Annotated in this window: 10 protein-coding genes and 1 pseudogene; 8 read left to right on the top strand and 3 right to left on the bottom strand. The window is 61.4% G+C overall.

Features of this window, described 5'->3' with window-relative positions; genetic code table 11:
* Positions 1-89 precede the first annotated feature (89 nt).
* The 7 genes and pseudogenes from pqqA to BKX96_RS27095 form a co-directional block, all read left to right on the top strand.
* Positions 90-161, top strand: a complete 72-nt coding sequence (gene pqqA, locus BKX96_RS27125; protein WP_003253598.1) for a pyrroloquinoline quinone precursor peptide PqqA — start codon at positions 90-92, stop codon at positions 159-161.
* A gap of 55 nt (positions 162-216) precedes the next feature.
* A complete protein-coding gene (gene pqqB, locus BKX96_RS27120; RefSeq protein WP_077185939.1) occupies positions 217-1131 on the top strand; it encodes a pyrroloquinoline quinone biosynthesis protein PqqB in 915 nt (304 codons plus the stop codon).
* Between the two features lie 120 nt (positions 1132-1251).
* The gene (pqqC, locus tag BKX96_RS27115) at positions 1252-2004 is read left to right on the top strand and encodes a pyrroloquinoline-quinone synthase PqqC (protein ID WP_046817117.1); all 753 of its coding nucleotides are present in this window, start codon (positions 1252-1254) and stop codon (positions 2002-2004) included.
* A complete protein-coding gene (pqqD, locus tag BKX96_RS27110) occupies positions 2001-2273 on the top strand; it encodes a pyrroloquinoline quinone biosynthesis peptide chaperone PqqD (protein WP_046817118.1) in 273 nt (90 codons plus the stop codon). The genes pqqC and pqqD overlap by 4 nt, the downstream gene beginning before the upstream one ends.
* Positions 2251-3393, top strand: coding sequence for a pyrroloquinoline quinone biosynthesis protein PqqE (gene pqqE, locus BKX96_RS27105; protein ID WP_077185938.1), 1143 nt, complete (start codon positions 2251-2253; stop codon positions 3391-3393). The genes pqqD and pqqE overlap by 23 nt, the downstream gene beginning before the upstream one ends.
* 121 nt (positions 3394-3514) lie before the next feature.
* A complete protein-coding gene (gene ercA, locus BKX96_RS27100; protein WP_046817120.1) occupies positions 3515-4678 on the top strand; it encodes an alcohol dehydrogenase-like regulatory protein ErcA in 1164 nt (387 codons plus the stop codon).
* A gap of 139 nt (positions 4679-4817) precedes the next feature.
* Positions 4818-5322: pseudogene (locus BKX96_RS27095) on the top strand (DUF4113 domain-containing protein); the annotation flags it as partial.
* Between the two features lie 85 nt (positions 5323-5407).
* On the opposite strand, the gene BKX96_RS27090 reads toward BKX96_RS27095, so the two are convergent.
* From BKX96_RS27090 to BKX96_RS27080, 3 genes are read right to left on the bottom strand one after another with little or no spacing between them, the layout of a single operon-like run.
* Positions 5408-6736, bottom strand: a complete 1329-nt coding sequence (locus BKX96_RS27090) for a TolC family outer membrane protein (RefSeq protein WP_077185937.1) — start codon at positions 6734-6736, stop codon at positions 5408-5410.
* A gap of 1 nt (position 6737) precedes the next feature.
* Entirely contained in the window at positions 6738-8078 is a 1341-nt protein-coding gene (locus BKX96_RS27085; protein WP_046817122.1) for an HlyD family type I secretion periplasmic adaptor subunit, read from the bottom strand.
* Positions 8079-8084: 6 nt separating this feature from the next.
* A complete protein-coding gene (locus BKX96_RS27080) occupies positions 8085-9821 on the bottom strand; it encodes a type I secretion system permease/ATPase (RefSeq protein WP_046817123.1) in 1737 nt (578 codons plus the stop codon).
* A 682-nt stretch (positions 9822-10503) separates the two neighbouring features.
* Between BKX96_RS27080 and BKX96_RS27075 the strand changes: the two genes are divergently transcribed.
* The gene (locus BKX96_RS27075; RefSeq protein ID WP_077185936.1) at positions 10504-21435 is read left to right on the top strand and encodes a peroxidase family protein; all 10932 of its coding nucleotides are present in this window, start codon (positions 10504-10506) and stop codon (positions 21433-21435) included.
* The last annotated feature ends 318 nt before the right edge of the window (positions 21436-21753 follow it).

Raw genomic sequence — 21753 nt, 5'->3', positions numbered from 1 at the left:
ACCTCCTTCGAAAGTAGCATTCGACCCCCCGGCCCACCGTGCATTAATGGCTCTACCGGAATCGCCCGGCACAAGAAGAGGAATGACCCATGTGGACTAAACCCGCGTTTACCGATCTGCGCATTGGCTTCGAAGTGACGATGTATTTCGCCAACCGTTGATTGATCACCCGGCCAGCCGTGGCGTTGGCCGGGCCTGCCTTCTGGAGCATTGCCCATGCACATCCGCGTTCTCGGTTCCGCCGCCGGCGGTGGTTTTCCGCAGTGGAACTGCAACTGCCGCCAGTGTGCCGGTGTGCGCAATGGCAGTGTGCGGGCGCAGCGTCGCACACAGTCGTCGATCGCCCTGAGCGACAACGGTGTGGACTGGGTGCTGTGCAATGCTTCACCGGACATTCGCGCGCAACTCGAGAGTTTTGCGCCGCTGCAACCGGCGCGACGCTTGCGTGACAGCGCCATCGCCGGCGTGGTGCTGCTGGACAGCCAGATCGATCACTGCACCGGGCTGCTGAGCCTGCGCGAAGGCTGCCCGCATGAGGTGTGGTGCACCGAGCGGGTTCACCAGGACCTCAGCAGCGGCTTCCCCTTGTTCACCATGCTCGGTCACTGGAACGGCGGCCTGCAGTGGCAACCGATCGAACTGGACCGCGAGCCCTTCCAGATCGCGGCTTGCCCGCAGTTGCAGTTGCGGGCGATTCCATTGGTCAGTAACGCGCCGCCGTATTCACCCCATCGCGGCAACCCGCAACCGGGCGACACCATTGGTTTGTTCGTCGAAGACCAGCACAGCGGCGCCTCGCTGTTCTACGCACCGGGCCTTGGGCAGATCGACGATGAGGTGCTGGCCTGGATGGCGCGCGCCGATTGCCTGTTGCTGGACGGCACCTTGTGGCGCGACGACGAGATGCGTCTGTGCGAAGTCGGACAGAGCCTGGGCAGCGAGATGGGCCACCTGGCGCAAAGCGGGCCCGGCGGCATGCTGGAAGTGCTGGAAGCTTTTCCCCGCCAGCGCAAGGTGCTGATCCACATCAACAACACCAATCCGATCCTCGATGAAGACTCGGCCGAGCGGGCCTTGCTGGAGCGGCGGGGGATCGAAGTGGCTTATGACGGCATGAGTATTGAGCTGTAGCCGACGACCCCTTCGCGAGCAAGCCCGCTCCCACAGGTTTTGTGAACACCGCAGCCCCTGTAGGCGCGGGCTTGCCCGCGAAGGCGTCAGTTCAGACACCGCCAAATTCGGAGACCCGCAATGACCGACACCCCCATGACCCCCAGCGAATTCGAAGCCGCCCTGCGCGCCAAGGGCGCCTACTACCACATTCATCACCCCTTCCACCAAGCCATGTACGCCGGCCGCGCCAGCCGCGCACAGATCCAGGGCTGGGTCGCCAATCGCTTCTATTACCAGCTCAACATCCCGCTCAAGGATGCCGCGATCCTGGCCAACTGCCCGGACCGCGAAGTGCGCCGGGAATGGCTGCAACGGATCATCGATCATGACGGTGCACCGGGCAGCGAGGGCGGTATCGAAGCCTGGCTACGCCTGGGCGAGGCGGTGGGGCTCGACCGCGAGCAGATCCTCTCTCAGGAACTGGTGCTCCCCGGCGTGCGTTTCGCCGTGGATGCCTACGTCAATTTCGCCCGCCGTGCCTGCTGGCAGGAGGCAGCCAGCAGCTCGCTGACCGAACTGTTCGCGCCGCAGATCCATCAGTCGCGACTCGATGCCTGGCCGACCCATTACCCATGGATCGACGTCGCCGGCTACGACTACTTTCGCACGCGCCTGAGTCAGGCCCGACGGGATGTCGAACACGGCTTGCGCATCACGCTTGCGCACTACGTCACCCTCGAGGCCCAGCAACGCATGCTGCAGATCCTGCAGTTCAAGCTCGACGTGCTGTGGTGCATGCTCGACGCGATGAGTATGGCCTATGAGCTGGAACGCCCGCCGTATCACACCGTCACCGGGGACAACGTCTGGCATCGGGGGATTGAACTGTGAGCCTGATCAGTCGCGAGCAGTCACCGTCGTTGCGCCGGGGATTTCGCCTGCAATGGGAACCGCGCCAGGACTGCCATGTGCTGCTGTACCCCGAAGGCATGATCAAGCTCAACACCAGTGCCGGTCAGATTCTCGATCTGGTGGACGGCCAGCGCAGCGTCGCGGCGATCATCGATCGGCTGACGGCGAGTTTTCCCGACGTGCCGGGCATCGACGAGGACGTGCTGGCATTCCTGGAGGTGGCCCATGCGCAATTCTGGATCGAGTGAGGCGCTGCCGGGGCCGCCGTTGTGGCTGCTGGCGGAGCTGACCTATCGCTGTCCGCTGCAGTGTCCGTATTGCTCCAATCCCCTGGATTTCGCCCGGCATGGCGAGGAACTGAGTACCGAGGAATGGATTCGCGTCTTTCGTGAGGCGCGGGACATGGGCGCCGCACAATTGGGCTTTTCCGGTGGCGAGCCCCTGGTGCGGCAAGACCTGGCCGAGTTGATCAAGGCCGCGCGGGACATGGGCTACTACACCAACCTGATCACCTCCGGCATCGGCCTGACCGAGCAGAAGGTGCGCGACTTCAAGGTCGCCGGGCTCGATCACATCCAGATCAGTTTCCAGGCCGCCGACGAAGCGGTGAACAACATGCTCGCCGGCTCGCGCAAGGCTTTCGCGCAGAAGCTGGCGATGGCCCGGGCGGTGAAAGCCCAGGGTTATCCGATGGTGCTGAACTTCGTCACCCATCGGCACAACATCGATGACATCGCGAAGATCATTGATCTGTGCCTGGAGCTGGAGGCGGATTTCGTCGAGTTGGCCACCTGCCAGTTCTATGGCTGGGCCGAGCTCAACCGCGTCGGCCTGTTGCCGACCCGGGAGCAATTGCAACGGGCCGAGCGCATCACCAATGAATACCGCGAGCGACTCGAAGCGCAGGGTCATCCGTGCAAGCTGATATTCGTCACCCCGGACTACTACGAAGAACGACCCAAGACCTGCATGAACGGCTGGGCCAACCTGTTTCTCGACATCACCCCGGACGGCACGGCGTTGCCTTGTCACAGCGCCCGGCAACTGCCTGTGCAGTTTCCCAGCGTGCGCGAGCACAGCATCGAGCACATCTGGAACCAATCTTTGGGTTTCAACCGTTTCCGTGGCGATGACTGGATGAAGGAGCCGTGTCGTTCCTGCGATGAAAAACACAAGGACCTGGGTGGCTGCCGCTGCCAGGCGTTCATGCTCACCGGCGACGCCGCCAATGCCGACCCGGTGTGCAGCAAGTCGCCTTACCATGGCGTCATCCTCAAGGCTCGCGAGGAAGCAGAAGCGCCGGGGCAGGGCATGGAACACCTGACGTTGCGCAATGCGAAGGCTTCGCAGCTGATCTACCGCGGATGACCCCGGCAACACAAATCCAATGTGGGACCTGTGGTGAACCCAGCCATTGGTCTGATTGCATTCGCAGCCGGATGCGTTAGTGTGGGCCTTACCTTCCAAAACAATAAAAACAGGCTTTCCAATGAGCCAGAGTCTCAGCCAGCTGCGTAAATTCGTTTCGCCTGAAATCATCTTCGGTGCCGGTTGCCGGCACAACGTCGGCAACTACGCCAAGACCTTTGGTGCGCGCAAGGTGCTGGTGGTCAGCGATCCGGGAGTGATTGCCGCCGGTTGGGTGGCGGATGTCGAAGCCAGCCTGCAAGCCCTGGGCATCGAATATTGCCTGTACAGCGCCGTCTCGCCCAACCCGCGTGTGGAAGAGGTGATGCTCGGTGCCGAGCTGTACCGGGAAAACCACTGCGATGTGATCGTCGCCGTCGGCGGCGGCAGCCCGATGGATTGCGGTAAAGGTATCGGCATTGTCGTTGCCCATGGCCGCAGCATCCTCGAGTTCGAAGGCGTGGACACCATCCGCGTGCCCAGTCCGCCGCTGATCCTGATCCCGACCACCGCCGGCACCTCCGCCGACGTGTCGCAGTTCGTGATCATTTCCAATCAGCAGGAACGCATGAAGTTCTCCATCGTCAGCAAGGCGGTGGTGCCGGACGTGTCGCTGATCGACCCGGAAACCACCCTGAGCATGGACCCGTTCCTGTCGGCCTGTACCGGCATCGACGCGCTGGTGCACGCCATCGAAGCCTTCGTGTCCACCGGGCACGGGCCGCTGACCGATCCCCATGCGCTGGAAGCCATGCGCCTGATCAACGGCAACCTGGTGCAGATGATCGCCAACCCGACCGACATCGCCCTGCGCGAGAAAATCATGCTCGGCAGCATGCAGGCCGGCCTGGCGTTCTCCAACGCGATCCTCGGCGCGGTGCATGCCATGTCCCACAGCCTCGGCGGCTTTCTCGACCTGCCCCATGGCCTGTGCAACGCGGTGCTGGTGGAACACGTCGTGGCGTTCAACTACGACTCGGCACCGGACCGCTTCAAGGTCATCGCCGAGACGTTCGGCATCGACTGCCGGGGCCTCAATCACCGGCAGATCTGCGGGCGCCTGGTTGAACACCTGATCGCTCTCAAGCATGCGATCGGTTTTCACGAAACCCTCGGCTTGCATGGGGTCAGGACCTCGGACATTCCATTCCTGTCGCAACATGCCATGGATGACCCGTGCATCCTCACCAACCCGCGTGAATCCAGCCAGCGCGATGTCGAGGTCGTCTATGGTGAAGCCCTCTGACGAGCAACAACGGGCGCTGGCCGGACTGCTCGGACTAGGCAGTCATTCGGCGCGCAAGAGCCATTACCCGGAACGCCGCGCGCCTGGACGAGCTGGAAGCCGAGCGCAATCGCTACAAATGGTTGTTCGAAACCAGTTGCGGCTCAAGGAGCTTGCACCGATCAAGGAGGCCGTCGCCACCTACATGATGCGCGCCTCGGAAAAAATCAGGGCACAGAATTCGCTGTGCAAGAAGATCCGGGTCAGCATACGCACCGGCATGTTCAGCCCCGAGGAAGCCAAATACGCCAACGGTGTCGTGGTGGACCTGCCGTATCCTACGGTTGACCTGCGCCTGCTGACCAGACCGCCGTCGACGCGCTGGATCGGGTATTCCGCCCCGGCTTCGCCTACAGCAAGGCGGAAGTCATGCTGCTGAACCTGTGCCAGCCCGGCGAGTACACCGATGATTTGTTCTCCACTTCGCAACCGGCCGAGGCGAGCCGCGTCATGGCGGTGCTGGATCAGATCAATGGCCGGTGGGGAAGGGGACACTTCGCGCGGCCAGTGTGCCGGGTAATCCCGATTGGGGCATGCGCCGGGAGATGATGAGCCAGAGCTACACCAGGAAGCTGGATCAGCTTTGGAGCGTGTCGTGTGTTTGATCGGGTGATCTGCGAAAACGACCCTTCAAAACTGTGGAGCGTTGTCCGCTCGAACAACTCCTGGCTTGTCAGCTGCAGGTGAGCGTCAGTTGGTGACCAACAGTTCCGGTCCGAGATAGTCGTTGATGTGGTCGATATCGTCGTCGCCCAGGCTACCCACCGAGGAGGCCAGGCGCAGGCGCGACATCAAGTAGCGCAGCTTGGCTTCGAACAGGTCGTGGCGCGCAACGAAGAGCAGTTCTTCGGCATTGAGGACGTCCGAGTTGGTGCTGGTACCTCCTTCCTTGAAGCCCTTGCGGGTCGAAGCCAGTGAGCGTTCGTTGGACACCACTGCTTTCTCCAGGGCGCGAATACGCTGGGCGCCGCTCTGTACGCCGCGATACTCACGGGTGGTACCGGTGATGACTTCCTGGCGCGTGGCGTCGAGTTCGTCCAGGGCCTTGTAGCTATTGGCGCTGGCCTGGCGTGCCAAAGCGCTGGTGCCGCCACCGCTGTACAACGGGATGTTTACTTCCAGCCCGATTGAACCGTAGCGGTTGCGCTGGTTCAACTCGGAGATTGATTGGCTATCGCCCGCAGTATATCCGGCGACGAAATCCAGCGTTGGCCAGTGGCCGGCCTTGGCGCGCTTCACTTCTTCTTCGGCGAGGTCGCTGCCATGACGGCGCGCATGGATCAGCGGGCTGTCGGTCTGGGCTTTGACCAACCAGTCTTGCAGGTCGCTTGGTAGCAGTGGTGGTGTATCAAAGGTCGGACGCAAGGTGGTCAGCGATTCGGGGGTTTCACCGATATATTCCTCAAGCTTGCGGCGCGCGTTGACCAGGTTGTCCTGGGCTTCGATCAGCTCAACCTCGGCGAGGTCGCGACGAGCGGCCGACTCGTCGATGTCGGTGACGGTGCCGGCCCCCAACTCCATGCGCCGTTTCGCCGAGGCGAGTTGCTCTTCGAAAGCGCTCAGCTTGGACTGGGCAAGGGTGATGGTTTCGCTGGCCAGGAGCACGTCGAAATAGCTTTCGGCCAAGCGCACCGCGGCGTCCTGACTCTTGGCATCGAACACTGCGACGCTGTAGTCGGCACGCTGCTTGCCCTGGCGGTACTCGGCCATCTTCTGTTTGTTGAACAGCGGCTGGCGCAGGCGCACGTTCGCGCCCTTGGAGTCGTAGTCGAGATCCCTGTCGATGCCGTTCTGACGCTGGGTGCCATTGACCTTGTTGTCGTAGGCCGAGGCATTGACCTGCGGCAGCAGGCCGGCCTTGCCGATGGCGCGGTTTTCCTCGCCGGCGGCTTTTTCATGCACGGCGGCACGGTAGACGGGACCTTGGTACTGCAACAGATCCCAGGCTTGTTTGAGGTCCATGGCGCTGGCCGGCAGGGACAACCCCAGCAGGCAGAAGAATATGCAATGACGGTCCATTTCATTGTTCCTTAAAGGAGCTGTCCACACGTTCGAGCATCGGTTTGAGCAGATAGCTCATCAAGTTGCGCTCACCGGTCTTGATGGTGACGCTGGCGGGCATACCAGGGCGAATGTGATTGCTGCCAAGCAGCCTCATGCCATCGGGTGTGACTTCCACCTGAGCCAGATAGAACGGTTGCTTGCTTTCCTCGTCGAGCAGGCGGTCAGCGGAGATGGTCTTCACGCGGCCGGGAATGTTTGGCGTCTGCGCATGGTTGAAGGCCGGGAACGCGATATCCACGGGCAGGCCGGGGACCATCTTGTCGATGGCCTGCACGGGAATCATTGCGTCGACCTGCAGCGGCTCGTTGACCGGGACGATTTCCATGATCTTGAAGCCGGGCTGAATGACTCCCCCGACGGTGGCAATGCTCAGGGACTGGACCATGCCGTCGATGGGCGACCGTATCACCGTGTGGGTCACTTCATAGTCCAGCGCGCGCAAGCGGTCGGCCAGGGTGGTGTTTTCCTTGGCGGTTTCAGTCAGCTGTGATTCGACTTCCTTCAGGTAATCGTGCTGGCGCTGCAGGATGCGCAACTTGATTTCGGTAGTCTGGCTACGCACGCGAGCGATGTTGTTGAGGTTCTCCGCCTGGCCGGCCGAGAGGTCGGCGTTGCTGCGTTCCAGCTCAAGCAAGCGGTTGCGCGGCACATAGCCTTCGGCCGCCAGAACTCGGGTGCCTTGCAGTTCCTGGTTGAGGAAGTTGATTTGCGAGGCGCGGGCGCCATAGACCTGCTGCAGACCCTTGAGCTGCACCTGCGACGCCGCCAGGTTTTCCTCCAGGATGCTGATTTCGCCCGCCAGACCGGCGCGCCGGGTGTCCAGAAGACGCTGTTGCAGATCCATGGCGGCTACCAGGCGGTGGTCATTGCCGAAGCGTTTGAGCAGTTCGGGATCGAAGGTCACCACACTGCGCGCGTCACGTTCCGCTTCCAGTCGGTTTTCCACCGTCTTGCTGACGATGTACTGGGCGCCAACCGCACCCTGTTCGGCAAGGGCGCGCAGCGAGTCGAGGCGGACTACCTCCTGGCCTTTTTTCACGGTATCGCCTTCGCGAACGAGAATGGCCTCCACGGTGCCGCCGCTCAAATGCTGCACGGCTTTGCGGTTGCTGGTGACTTTGACCGTGCCTGTCGCCACCACGCCGGCATCCAGCGGCGCCAGCCAGGACCACAGGAGGAAACCGCCGAAGCCGGCGAGTACCAGCAACATGCCCCAGCGCACGTGTTTACCGACGTCCAGGTCCACCTCGTTCCTGGGATCGGCGAGAATCATGTCGCTGTGTTGGCTCATCTGCATGATCGGTCACTCCCGTGCTTTGACGGAGGCCAGTGGAGTTGATGCGCCGGCAGGCATCACACTGGCCTTGCGCAGCGCTGCGAATACTTCGTCGCGAGTGCCGAGCATCTGCACACCGCCGTCGCGCAGCATCAGCACCTTATCGACGGCGCAGAGCACATTGGGACGGTGGGAAATCAGAATGACGGTGGCGCCGCGGTTCTTGAGTTGGGCGAGGGCATCGACCAGGGCCTTTTCACCGACGTCGTCGAGGTTGGCGTTCGGCTCGTCCAGCACAATCAGATTGGGTTCTCCATACAGTGCGCGAGCCAAGGCGATGCGTTGCTTCTGGCCACCGGAAAGCGGGCTGCCATCGGTGCCCAGACGGGTTTCATAACCCTGCGGGAAACGCAGGATCATCTCGTGCACGCCAGTCGTCCTGGCGGCGCGAATGACCGCGTCGCTGTCCACTTCGCCAAAGCGCGCAATGTTGTCGGCGATGGTGCCTTCGAACAGTTCCACGTCCTGTGGCAGGTAACCGATCCAGGGGCCCAGTTCGCCCTTGTTCCAGGTGAACATGTCCGCGCCGTCCAGGCGCACCTTGCCGGCCTGTGCCGGCCAGACGCCGACCAACAGGCGGGCGAGGGTGGATTTGCCCGAGGCGGATGGACCGATAATGCCAAGGCTTTCGCCGGGAGAAAGGTTGAAACTCACCCCGCGCACAATCGTATTGTTGGTGGCGGGGGCTCCGGCGTATACGTTCTCCACCGTCAGCATGCCTAGCGGCCGCTGCAGCGACATGCTCGGTGGCCGGCGCGGATAATCGTTCAACATTTCGTTCAACCGGCCCCAGGCAGAACGACAGCCAAGCAACTGCTTCCATGACGCGATGACTTGTTCCACCGGGCCCAGCGCGCGGCCGGTGAGGATTGAGCAAGCAATCATCATCCCGGGGGTTATTTTGCCTTCAATCGCCAGCAGGGCGCCGGCGCCGAGGATCAGTGACTGCAAAGTGATGCGCACGAAGCGCCCGATGCTGCTGATCAGGGCGGCACGGTCGGAGGCCAGGGTCTGCATCTCCAGAATGCGCAAATGACTTTGGTACCAGCGCTTGCCGATCGACGGCAGCATGCCCATGGCCTCGATGACTTCGGCGTTGCGCAGGTTGTTGTTGGCGTAGCTGGCGGAGGAGAGGGCAGCCTGGTTGGCTTCGGCCAGTGGTTTTTGTGTCGCCTTCTCGGTGAGATAAGCCAGGCCCACCAAAATCAGCGAGCCGATCAGCGTGACCAGTCCGAGCAGCGGGTGGATCAGATAGGCGACCAGCAGGTAGATCGGCGTCCATGGCGCGTCAAAGAATGCGAACAGGCCATTGCCGGTGAGGAACTGACGCACCTGAGCGAGATCTTGCAGGGCCTGGGACGGGTTACCTCCCGCGCGGCTCAGGTTGCGCTCGAAGGCAGCGGTGAAAATGCGTCGATTGAGGTCCATGTCGAGGCAGTTGCCGACCCGGATCAGCACGCGGGTGCGGAACATTTCCAACGTGGCCATCAGCAAGAACAGGCCGATTACCAGAATCGTCAACATCGTCAAGGTTGTGACGTTGCGACTGACCAGGGCCCGGTCATAAACCTGCAGCATATAAATAGCTGGCGTCAACATCATGACGTTGATCACGCCACTGAACGCTGCCAGCGAGTAAAAGCTGCGGCGCAGGCGAAAAATCGCGTCTGACAGTTCTGAGCGGGTGCTCGACTGCTTTTGCATTTGCGTCCTCCCCACCGAAAAGCCAGGTTGACCATGCGGCACACCCGCTACCGGTAAATGTGATTGACTATCAGATAGATGTAGATCTCCAGGTAACTCGTCGGCTTGAGCAGTCGTTTTTTCGGTGATTCACATGCAGCAGCGTAGGTGGCGTTTGTTTCTCTAGCGATACAGTTTTAAATAACATTTCGCTCTAATATTGCTTATAATTTCCTATATATCCTTTAATAACAGTAGGTTGGCAATTCCAATACCAGTCGTCTGTTTCTGCGGCGTAATATTGACAGTTTTTTGCTATGGAACTTTAGTCATGTTCAAAGATCGCCCCCCGGAAGCCAGCCAAAACTTTGGCATTGCAAGGCGGTGATTTTCCCGAGGGAGCAAACATGTCGATTCATTTGATCTTTTGCGCAGTGACGCAGTTGTTCAGGAAGTTCACTTCGACGTCCCAATTCCATGGCCCACCCATAGCTCGGGATCGCTCTGCCTGATCGCTCGGCGACCCATCCATTTCGCGAATTCCAGGCGCGCATGTCACGGGCGCCGGGGGACGGCTTTGCCTAACCCACGCCTGCTCTCGCCCTACAACTGAACCAACGAACTTCGCAAGCCAGCACCTGACTGGGCGTGGGAGGATTGTTTCGTCCCGTGCCTTTCCCCAGAGAGATCGAGGACAATAAAAATGGCCAATTTCAACAAGTCGGACCTGGAATTCATACTCAAGCAAATCTTCATCGCAGAGGCGCATGCCGACGGCGCCAGCCTCAGTGATTTGCTGCCCAACAGCCAAGTGCCATTCGGCCTGCGCACCGTCGATGGCAGCTACAACAACCTGGTCGCCGGGCAAAGCGAGTTTGGCGCCGCGGACAACTCCTTCCTGCGCCTTCTTGATGCCCAGTATCGGGCGGCCTATGCCGCGTCAGGGAATGTGGTCGACCCGCAGCCACGGATTATCAGTAACCTGATCGTCGACCAGACCGCCAACAACCCGGCCGCGGTGGCGGCGAACGGCGGTGCGGACCCGGTGATCAGCCCCGGTCTGGATGGCGTGTTTGGCACGGATGACGACAAGGAAGTGTTCTTTATTCCCAACGTGTCGCCGGACGCTGGTCTGACCGCCGGTTTCAACTCGTGGATGACCTTCTTTGGCCAGTTCTTCGACCATGGCCTCGACCTGGTCACCAAGAGCAGTACCGACTTTGTGTTTGTTCCACTGCAGCCGGGCGATCCGTTATTCGTACCCGGCAGCCCGACCAACTTCATGGTGCTGCCACGGGCTGTGCATACCCCCGGCGCGGACGGAATACTCGGCACTGCCGATGATGGCCAGCCCAACACCACCTCGCCGTTCGTGGACCAAAGCCAAACTTACAGCTCGCACCCTTCGCATCAGGTGTTCCTGCGCGAGTATGTCCTCAACGCGGCAGGTGACCCTGTTGCAACGGGGCGCTTGATTACCAACCGCGATCTCGGCGCCGATGGCAAGTTCGGCACCGCCGATGATGGCGACGGCACAAATGGCGGCATGGCGACCTGGGCAGTGGTCAAGGCCCAGGCCCGTGACATTCTTGGCATCAACCTGACCGACGCCGATGTGCACAGCGTGCCGCTGTTGGCAACCGATGCGTATGGCAACTTCATCCGCGGTTCGAGCGGCATGCCTCAGGTGGTGATGCGCGTCAGCAACGGTGCTGACGGGATCGCCGGGACAGCGGATGACGTCACGCAACTGGTCGAAGGCAACCGGGCCGCTCCGATCAGCCTGGCCAACGCCGTGAGCGCCGGGCATGGCTTCCTCGACGACATCGCCCACAATGCCGCGCCGGTCGTCGTCGGTGGGGTTCTGCAGGCGGATGCTGACACTGATATCGGTAATGCGCAGCCGGTTGGCGCCGGCGGCAACAACCTGACCTACGACAACGAACTGCTTGACGCTCACTACATTGCCGGCGACGGCCGGGTGAACGAGAACATCGGCCTGACCACCGTGCACCATGTGTTCCACTCCGAGCACAACCGGCTGGTCCAGCAAACCAAGGACACCCTCCTTGCCGCCGGCGATCTGGCCTTCCTCAATGAGTGGCTGGTGGACGACGTGGCTGCGCTACCGACTACAGCCGCAGAAATCGCGGCGTTGGTGTGGGACGGCGAACGCCTGTTCCAGGCCGCCAAGTTCGGCACCGAGATGCAGTATCAGCACCTGGTGTTCGAGGAGTTTGCGCGGACCATTCAGCCGCAGGTCGACGCATTCCTTGCCCCCAACGGGTATGACACCTCGATCAACCCGGCCATCCTCGCCGAGTTCGCCCACGTGGTGTACCGCTTCGGTCACTCGATGTTGACCGAGACCGTCGATCGCTTCGACCCCGAGTTCAATCCGCTCCTCACTGACCCGGACAACCCGGACTCGCAAATGGGTCTGATCGCGGCCTTCCTCAACCCGCTGGCGTTTGTCGGCAGCGGGGCGACTGCGGACGAAGCGGCAGGGGCGATCATTCGCGGTGTGACCCGCCAACTCGGCAATGAGATCGATGAGTTCGTCACCGAAGCGTTGCGCAACAATCTGCTCGGTCTACCGCTCGATTTGCCGGCCTTGAACCTGGCGCGTGGCCGCGAGACTGGCATCCCCACGTTGAATGAAGCGCGCCGTGAGATGTACGCATCAACCGGCGACAGCCAACTCACGCCGTACATCAGTTGGGCTGACTTTGCGGACCACCTCAAGCACCCCGAGTCGTTGGTCAACTTCATCGCGGCCTATGGCACGCATGACACGATTACGGCGGCGACCACCCTGGCAGACAAACGCGCTGCTGCCTTGGCGCTGGTATTCGGCGGTGCTGGTTCACCGGATGACCGCCTGGACTTCCTCAACAGCACCAATGCCTATGCCAACGTAACGCTGGCCGGCAAGGATGGGCTGCTGGGTACTGCCGACGACGTGACGGGTGTGACGATCACGGGCCTCGACGACATCGACTTCTGGGTCGGTGGCCTCGCCGAGCAGAAAATGCCGTTCGGCGGCATGCTCGGTTCGACGTTCAACTTCGTGTTTGAAACCCAGATGGAGGCGTTGCAGGACGGCGACCGCTTCTACTACCTGTCGCGTACCGCGGGTCTGAACTTCGGCACCGAGTTGGAGAACAACTCCTTCGCCAAGCTGATGATGCTCAACACCGATGTCACCCACCTGTCGAACACCGTGTTCCTGACGCCGACGTTCACCCTCGAAGTGAATCAGGCCAATCAGTTCACTAACCTTGGCGTGGACGGCAAAGACGACCCGACGGGCGGCCTCATGATCAACGGCGTGGAAATCGTGCCGCTGGTGATCCGCGACAACCCCAACACCGCGGGCGCGGACAGTAATTATCTGCAATACACCGGTGAAGACCATGTCGTCCTGGGCGGCACCGCCGGCAATGACATCCTCATCTCCGGTGACGGCGATGACACCCTGTACGGCGACGGCGGCAACGATCGCCTCGAAGGCGGCGCCGGGAACGATGCGGTACTGGGCGGCGCGGGCGATGACATCATCACCGACTCGTTTGGCGACAACCGTCTGGAAGGCAATGCCGGTAACGATGTGATCATCGCCGGTAGCATGCTGGTTGGAGGCAACCTGATCCTTGGGGGCGATGGCCAGGACTTCATCATCACTACTGAAGACATCAGCACCACCTTCGGCGGCCAGGGTGACGATTTCATCCTCGGCGCCAAGACCAACCTGCCAGCTACCGGCAACGAAGGTGATGACTGGATCGAGAAGGGCACCCAGGACGGTGCGCCTGGCGATAACGCTGCGCCGTTGCTCAATGACGATTCGATCGGCAACGATATCTTTGTCGGTGGTGGTGGCTTCGACGAAATGATCGGCGAGGGTGGTGATGACATCTTTGTCGGCAGCGACGCCCAGGACAATATGGACGGCATGTCCGGTTTTGACTGGGTCACCCATAAGAATGACAGGGTCGGCGTGACCGTTGACCTGACCATGGCCGAGCTGGCGCAGCCACACGGCAATGCGCCAAACCAGAACAACGGGGTGTTCAATCCGGTCGGCGCCTCGCCGGCCTCGATTCTCGACCGTTTTGCCGAGGTCGAAGGCTTGTCCGGTTCGCAATTCGCCGATGTGCTCATGGGCGATAATGTTGATGCGGACACTATCATCAACCACGGTGGTACCACGGGCAGTGCGCTGACCAATGTGGCGTTGATCCGCGGACTGGAGCAGTTTCTGGCCGATGCCGGTTTGCCGACCACCGGCTTTGCCACGGGCAACATCATCCTCGGTGGCAATGGCAGTGACCTGATCGAGGGGCGCGGTGGCGATGATCTGATCGATGGCGACAAATGGCTCAACGTCAGGATTGCGGTCTATGACGTCGGTGACGTCAACCATACCGGCCCCGAGATCGCCACCTTCGACAGCATGGTCGATATGATCCCGTTCATGCTCGACGGCACCTATAACCCGGGGCAGCTCAAGGCCGTGCGGGAAATCCTGCCCGGCACTTCGACTGGCGGGGCGGCTTTCGACACCGCCATTTTCTCCGGGCTTCAGTCCGAGTATGTGGTGACGCGTGATACCCGCGGCACGGCCAATGTGGCGGACGATGTCTGGACGGTGACCGATACCGAAGTGGGTCGCGACGGCACCGATACCTTGCTGCATATCGAACGCCTGCAGTTCGCCGATACCCAGCAAGTGTTGGTGCCGGGGCTGAACGCACAACCGACGGGCAGGCCGACCGTCGCGGATGGCAACGGCGGCGCGATCACTGTGGGCGACACACTGACCGTGAGCATGGCCGGTGTGCGCGATGGCAACAACATCGCGGTGGGTAACCTGCAGGGTTTCGTCAACAACACCTCGGTGTCCTACTATTGGCAATTCGAAGCCGACCCCGGCACAGGTGTGTTCGAAGACATCATCCTGTTGCCTGCGGGTGACCTTGGGTTCCAAAGTGCCGACGGCACCACCTTCAAGGTTTCCCCGGATCTCGCCGGGTTGGCACTGCGGGTCAAGGCGATCTACCAGGATGCGCATGGCACGACTGAAGTGCTGTTCTCGCAGCCGACTGCCGTGGTGGAACCTGGCGAGCCGGTTGTGCCGACGGCGCCGACACCTGTAGTCGATGCCACAGCCGGTGGCGAGGGCCTGCACATGGTCCGCTCCGACCTCAACTTCATTCTTGATCAGATCAAGATTGCCGAAGCTGATGCGGCCGGTCAGGACATCCTCTCGCTGATCCCGAATATCCGCGCGCCGTTGGGCTTGCGTGCGGTCGACGGCTCGAACAACAACCTGATGAACCTCAACGGTATCAACAACACCGAGTTTGGTGCCGCGGATAACATCTTCCCGCGCGTGAGCGAACCGGTCTTCAATCCGGCGGAAGGTGCTCCTGCCGGGTTCTTTGGTCCCGGCTCGCCGGCCATCCCGGGATCGTCGTACCAGCAGACCAGCGGCGCGGTGTTTGACTCGCAGCCGCGCACCATCAGTAATCTGATCGTCGACCAGACGTCGAACAACCCGGCGGCCTATGCCACGGCTTACGACGTGGGCGCCGACGGTGTGCTCAACTTCGGCTCGGAGGATAGCGACGACGTGCTCAAGGATGGCGTACGGATAGTCGCCAGCCCCGGCATGGATGGTCAGTTCGGTACTGGCGACGACCACGATGTGTACCTGTTCGAGAACACCGCGGCGGACGCAGGGTTGTCCGCGCCGTTCAACGCCTGGATGACCTTCTTCGGGCAGTTCTTCGATCATGGTCTGGACTTGGTCACCAAAGGCGGTTCGGGCACTATCTATATCCCGCTGCAACCGGATGATCCGCTGTATGTTCCAGGCGGCCACACTAACTTCATGGTGCTGACCCGTGCGACCAACCAGCCAGGGGCGGATGGCGTTCTCGGCACGGCCGACGACATCCATGAGCACACCAACACCACCTCGCCGTTCGTGGACCAGAACCAGACCTACAGCTCGCACCCGTCGCACCAGGTGTTCCTGCGCGGTTATGAGCTGACCGACAATGGCCCCATAGCGACCGGCAGGCTGATCACTAACCGTGACCTGGGCGCCGATGGCAAGTATGGAACCGCGGACGATAGCGAAATCGGTGGCATGGCCACTTGGAAAGTGGTCAAGGCGCAGGCCAACGATGTCCTGGGTATCCACCTGACCGATGCCGACGTCGAGAACGGTCCGCTGTTGGCGACAGACGCCTATGGCAATTTCATCAAAGGGCCGAACGGCTTCCCGATGGTCGTGATGAAAGGGGCTGACGGGCTCGGCGGCACGGCTGATGACTTCCTGGTCGAAGGCAATCCGCTTGCCCCCATCAGCCTGACCAATGCTGTGCGCACCGGTCACCAGTTCCTCGCCGACATTGCCCACAATGCAGCGCCGGTGTTCAGCGGTGGCGTGCTCATGCCAGATGCGGATGACGACATTGGCAATTCGGTGCCGTCCAATCCGCAGACCGGGGCCAACCTGGCCTACGACAACGAACTGTTGGATGCGCACTACATCGCTGGCGACGGTCGGGTCAACGAGAACATCGGCCTGACTGCGGTGCACGCGATATTCCACGCCGAGCACAATCGGCTGGTCGCGCAGACCATGGACACCGTGCTCGATTCGGGTGACGTGGCCTTCCTCAATGAGTGGCTGCTCACTCCGGTGAGCACGTTGCCAGCCAACCAGGCCGAGATCGATGCGCTGGTGTGGAATGGCGAGCGCTTGTTCCAGGCTGCCAAGTTCGGCACCGAGATGCAGTATCAGCACCTGGTGTTCGAGGAATTTGCGCGGACCATCCAGCCCAGGGTCGATCTGTTCTTCGCGCCGACTCAGGTCTATGACGTCGACCTTGATGCCTCGATCGTTGCCGAGTTCGCGCACACCGTGTACCGGTTTGGCCACTCGATGCTGACCGAGACCGTCGATCGCTTCGACGTTGATTTCAACGTGGTTGGCGATCCGAACAGCGATGATCCTGATCAGCAAATGGGCTTGATCGCCGCGTTCCTCAACCCGTTGGCGTACGCCGCCAGTGGTGTGACGCCAGAGGATGCGACCAGTGCGATCATACGTGGGGTGACTCGCCAGGCCGGTAACGAAATCGACGAGTTCGTCACCGAGGCGCTGCGCAATAACCTGCTCGGCCTGCCGCTCGACCTGCCGGCGATCAACATCGCCCGTGGCCGCGACGTGGGGATTCCCTCGCTCAACGCGATTCGCCGCGACATCTACAGCCAAACCGGTGATACCCAACTCAAGCCGTACAGCAGCTGGGTCGACCTGGTGCAACACCTGAAACATCCGGAGTCGTTGATCAACTTCATCGCGGCCTATGGCACGCATGACACGATCACGGCGGCGACCACGCTGGAAGGTAAACGCGCTGCAGCCATGGCGCTGGTATTTGGTGGTGATGATGCGCCGTCAGACCGTATGGACTTCCTCAACGGCACCGGTACCTGGGCCAACGTAACGCGGGCCGGCAAGGATGGGCTGCTGGGGACCGCCGACGATCTGAAGGGCGTGACGATCACTGGCGTCGATGCCATCGACCTCTGGATCGGCGGTCTGGCCGAAGAGAAAACTCCGTTCGGCGGCATGCTCGGCTCGACCTTCAACTTCGTGTTCGAGAACCAGATGGAAAAACTCCAGGACGGTGACCGTTTCTACTACCTGGAGCGTACCGCTGGCCTGTCGATGAACGCCGAACTGGAAAGCAACTCGTTCGCCAAGCTGATCATGGCCAACACCTCGGCCACGCACTTGCCGGGCCTGGTGTTCTCGGATCCAGGGTTCTATCTGGAAGTGGACCAGAGCAAGCAGTTCAACGAAGGCCTTGCCAGCGCCGATCCGCTTGAGGACGGCGAGCAGGTGGTGTTCCGCGACAATCCGTTGACCGAGGGGGCGGACACCAACTACATCAAGTACACCGGTGCGGAGCACATCGTGCTGGGCGGTACCAACGGCGCAGACATCCTCATCTCCAGTGAAGGCGACGACACGGTCTGGGGGGACGGCGGCAACGATCGCATCGAAGGTGGTGACGGCAACGACCAACTGCGTGGTGGTGCTGGCGACGACATCATCACCGACCGCGGCGGCGACGATAATATCCAGGGTGGCGACGGCAACGACGTGCTGCATGGTGGCAACGGCGTCAACCTGATCATTGGCGGCTTCGGCAATGACTTCATCGTGACCGGTGAGGACGCTTCCGAGGCCATCGGTGGCCAGGGCAACGACTTCATCCTGGGCAGCAAAGCCAATGAACAGGACATGGGCAACGAAGGCGACGACTGGATCGAGAAGGGCACGTCGGACGGTGCGCCTGGCGACAACTTCGACCCGGCTGGCAATGACCCGGTGATCGGCCACGATGTGTTCATCGGCGGTAACGAGAACGATAAGTTCAACGGCGAAGGCGGCGATGACATCATGGTCGGCAGTCTTGGCCTGGGTGACCGCTATATCGGCGGCTCCGGCTATGACTGGGCAACCTTCAAGGGGCTCGCCCAAGGCGTGACCATAGATTTCACCGACCGCTTTTTCGATGTTCCACCGGTGCCGGGTTCAGGTGCTTCGGCGCTGGTGCGTTTCGACATCGTGGAAGGTCTGTCGGGTTCCGCCCACGGAGACTACCTGCGCGGTGATAACGAAGATGCCACATCGCTACCCACTGCGGGTGCCACCGGCAGTGTGCTGACCAACATCAACCTGATCAACGGCCTGGCTGACCTTTTGGCAGACGGAGCGACGTTCTTCGACGGCGGCAACATCATCCTCGGCGGCAGCGGCAGCGACCTGATCGAAGGTCGCGGTGGTGACGACATCATCGATGGTGACAAGTGGCTGAACGTACGTATCAGCGTACGGGAGAATGCCGATGGCACTGGCGAGGAAATCGCCACGTTCGACAGCATGGAGCCGCTGGTGCCGTTTATGCTGAACGGTACTTACAACCCGGGCCAGTTGGTCATCGTGCGGGAGATTCTGACTGGCGATGACAGCTTCGATACTGCGTTTTTCTCCGGTAATTTGGGGGAATACGGCATCGAGATCGAAGGCGACACAGTCATTGTGACCGACTCGGTAGCGGGGCGTGATGGCGTCGATCGCTTGACGGGCGTCGAGCGTCTGCAGTTCGCTGACGTGGCGCAGTCGTCCGGAGTGGGCACCGCCCAAAACAACGACCCGTCGGGTCATCTGGCAATCCTCGATGCTGCCACCGGCCTGCGTGACGAAACGCCGGTTGCTGGCCAGTTGCTGCGCGTCAGCGGTCAGGCGGTACGTGACGCGGACAGCCAGAGTGTGGCCAACCCGACCGGTGCGGTGACCGGTGGGATGGCTTACTACTGGCAGGTCGAGAACATCGCTGGTTCGGGCATCTATGAAGACATCACTGTTGTCGCCGCTGGCGAGGCATCGCGGGCGACCGGCAGCACCTACCGGGTGACGGACGATGTGGCGGGCCTGAACATCCGCGTCCGGGCGGTGTACCAGGATGCCGAGGGCACGCTGGAGATCGTCGACTCGTCCGGGAACAGTACACCGACCGAAGGGCCGACCGTTACCGGGCTTGCCGTGCAGAACCAACTGTTGACCGCTGACCCGGCGAGCATCATCGACGCCGATGGCGTGAGCACTACGCAATTCACCTACCAGTGGCAGGCGAACGACGGGCTCGGCTTCGTCAACATCGCCGGCGCAACCGCCAGCACCTTCGCGCTTGGCCAGGCCCAGGTCGGCCAGGAAGTGCGCGTGGTGATCGATTACGTGGATGACTTCGGTGTGGCCGAAAGCGCTGCGTCGAACATCCTGGGGCCGGTGGACAACGTCAACGATGCTCCGACCCAGGGGCCAACCGTCACCGGGCTTGCCGTGCAGAACCAGGTGTTGACGGCTAACCCGGCGAGCATCATCGACGTTGATGGCCTGAGCAATCCGCAGTTCACCTACCAATGGCAGGCAAACAACGGGCCGGGCTTCGTCAACATCGCCGGCGCTACCGGTAGCACGTTCGCGCTTGGCCAGGCCCAGGTCGGCCAGGCAGTGCGCGTGGTGATCGGTTACGTGGATGACTTCGGTGCGGCCGAAAGCGTTTCGTCCAACGTCCTGGGGCCGGTGGCCAACGTCAACGATGCACCGACAGGCGTGTTGCTGATCAGCGATACGACACCGGATCAAGGGCAGGTGCTGACCGCGCTGACGGCCGCGATTGCCGATCCGGACGGGCTCGGCACCTTCAGCTTCCAGTGGCAGCAAGGTGTCGGCGCGTCCTTCACCGACATCAACGGCGCGACGGCAGCGACCTTCACCCCTGGTGCGGCGCAGGTCAATCTGCAACTGCGAGTGATCGTGCGCTACACCGATGGCTTCGGCACGCTGGAGTCGGTGACCTCTGCAGCGACGGCGGCGGTGGTGGTTCAGGGCGTGGTTCTGCAGGGCAACGCCTTGGCGAACATCCTCATCGGCACCGCGGGTAACGATGTACTGCTTGGCCTGGACGGGAACGATACGCTCAATGGCCTGGCCGGTATCGACCAGTTGTTTGGCGGCACTGGCAACGACATCCTCAACGGCGGAGACGACAACGACCTGCTCAATGGCGAGGACGGCAACGACACCCTCAACGGAGGGCTCGGCGCGGATAACATGAGCGGCGGTGCCGGCAACGACACCTTTGTGGTCGACAACGTCGGTGACCTTGTCACCGAGGCGCCGGGTGGTGGTACCGATCTGGTGCAAACCAGCCTGACGACGTACCTGCTCGGTGCCAACGTCGAGAACCTGACCTATACGGGCGCCGGTAACTTCACCGGTACCGGTAACGCGCTGGCCAACACCATCACCGGCGGGGTGGGTAACGACGTCCTCAATGGCGGTGCCGGTGCTGACCGGTTGGTGGGGGGAGGCGGCAACGATACCTACGTTGTCGATGCAGCCGCAGACGTGGTGGTCGAGGTGGCGGGTGGCGGTACGGACTCCGTGCAGACTTCGCTGGCCAGCTACACGCTGGGCGCTGAGGTCGAGAACCTGACCTACACCGGCGTCGGCAACTTCGTCGGCAACGGTAACGCGTTGAATAACGTCATCACCGGCGGGGTGGGTAATGACACCCTCAATGGTGGCGGCGGCAACGACACCCTCACCGGCGGTGCCGGGGCGGATGTCTTGAATGGCGGAGCAGGCAACGACACGCTGCTCGGTGGTGACGCCAACGACACATTGTTGGGGGGTATCGCCAATGACTTTATCGATGGCGGTACTGGCAACAATACGGTCACTGGCGGTGCCGGCGACGACGTGATGGTTGCCAGCAGTGGCAACGATATCTTCATGTTCGCAGCGGGCTTCGGGGTCGATCAGATCATCGGCTTCGATGCCGACGCGGTGGGAGGCCAGGACCGGCTCGATATTTCCGCGTTCGGCGTCAATGCCGTGACCTTTGTCGGCAACGTCATCATCACCGATGTCGGTGCGGATACCTTGATCAGCTCCGCAGGAATAGCTGACTCCATCCGCCTGGTCGGTGTATCCGATGCAACAACCGTCACTGCCGCAGACTTCATTCTCGCCACTTGAGGTCCTGGTCAGTACTGTTGCAGACGCGTGAAAAGCTGAGGGGAGGGCATGGATGCCCTCCCTTTTCTTTTCTAAAATACCTGGTCGTGGGTGAAGTCGAAAATGGACGCTTAACTGCTGAACAGGAAGATAAGGCTCCAGGCGACCCCTATCGCAAAAATGAACAGTATGAGTGCTAGCGTGAGGATTATCGGCTCGATTCGCATGACGGTGACTCCTCGCAGGCTGGCAGCTGATCCGTGGTGCAGGTGTTATCCAGGCATCGGTTGCCTGTCAGGGAGTGCCCTTGGAGCCGTTAGTGAACACACAGCATTCTCT

The organism is Pseudomonas putida (genome assembly GCF_001976065.1).
GTDB lineage: Bacteria > Pseudomonadota > Gammaproteobacteria > Pseudomonadales > Pseudomonadaceae > Aquipseudomonas > Aquipseudomonas serbica.
Note: the sequence above shows the minus strand (reverse complement) of the source record. Positions and strands in the feature narration are given on the sequence as shown.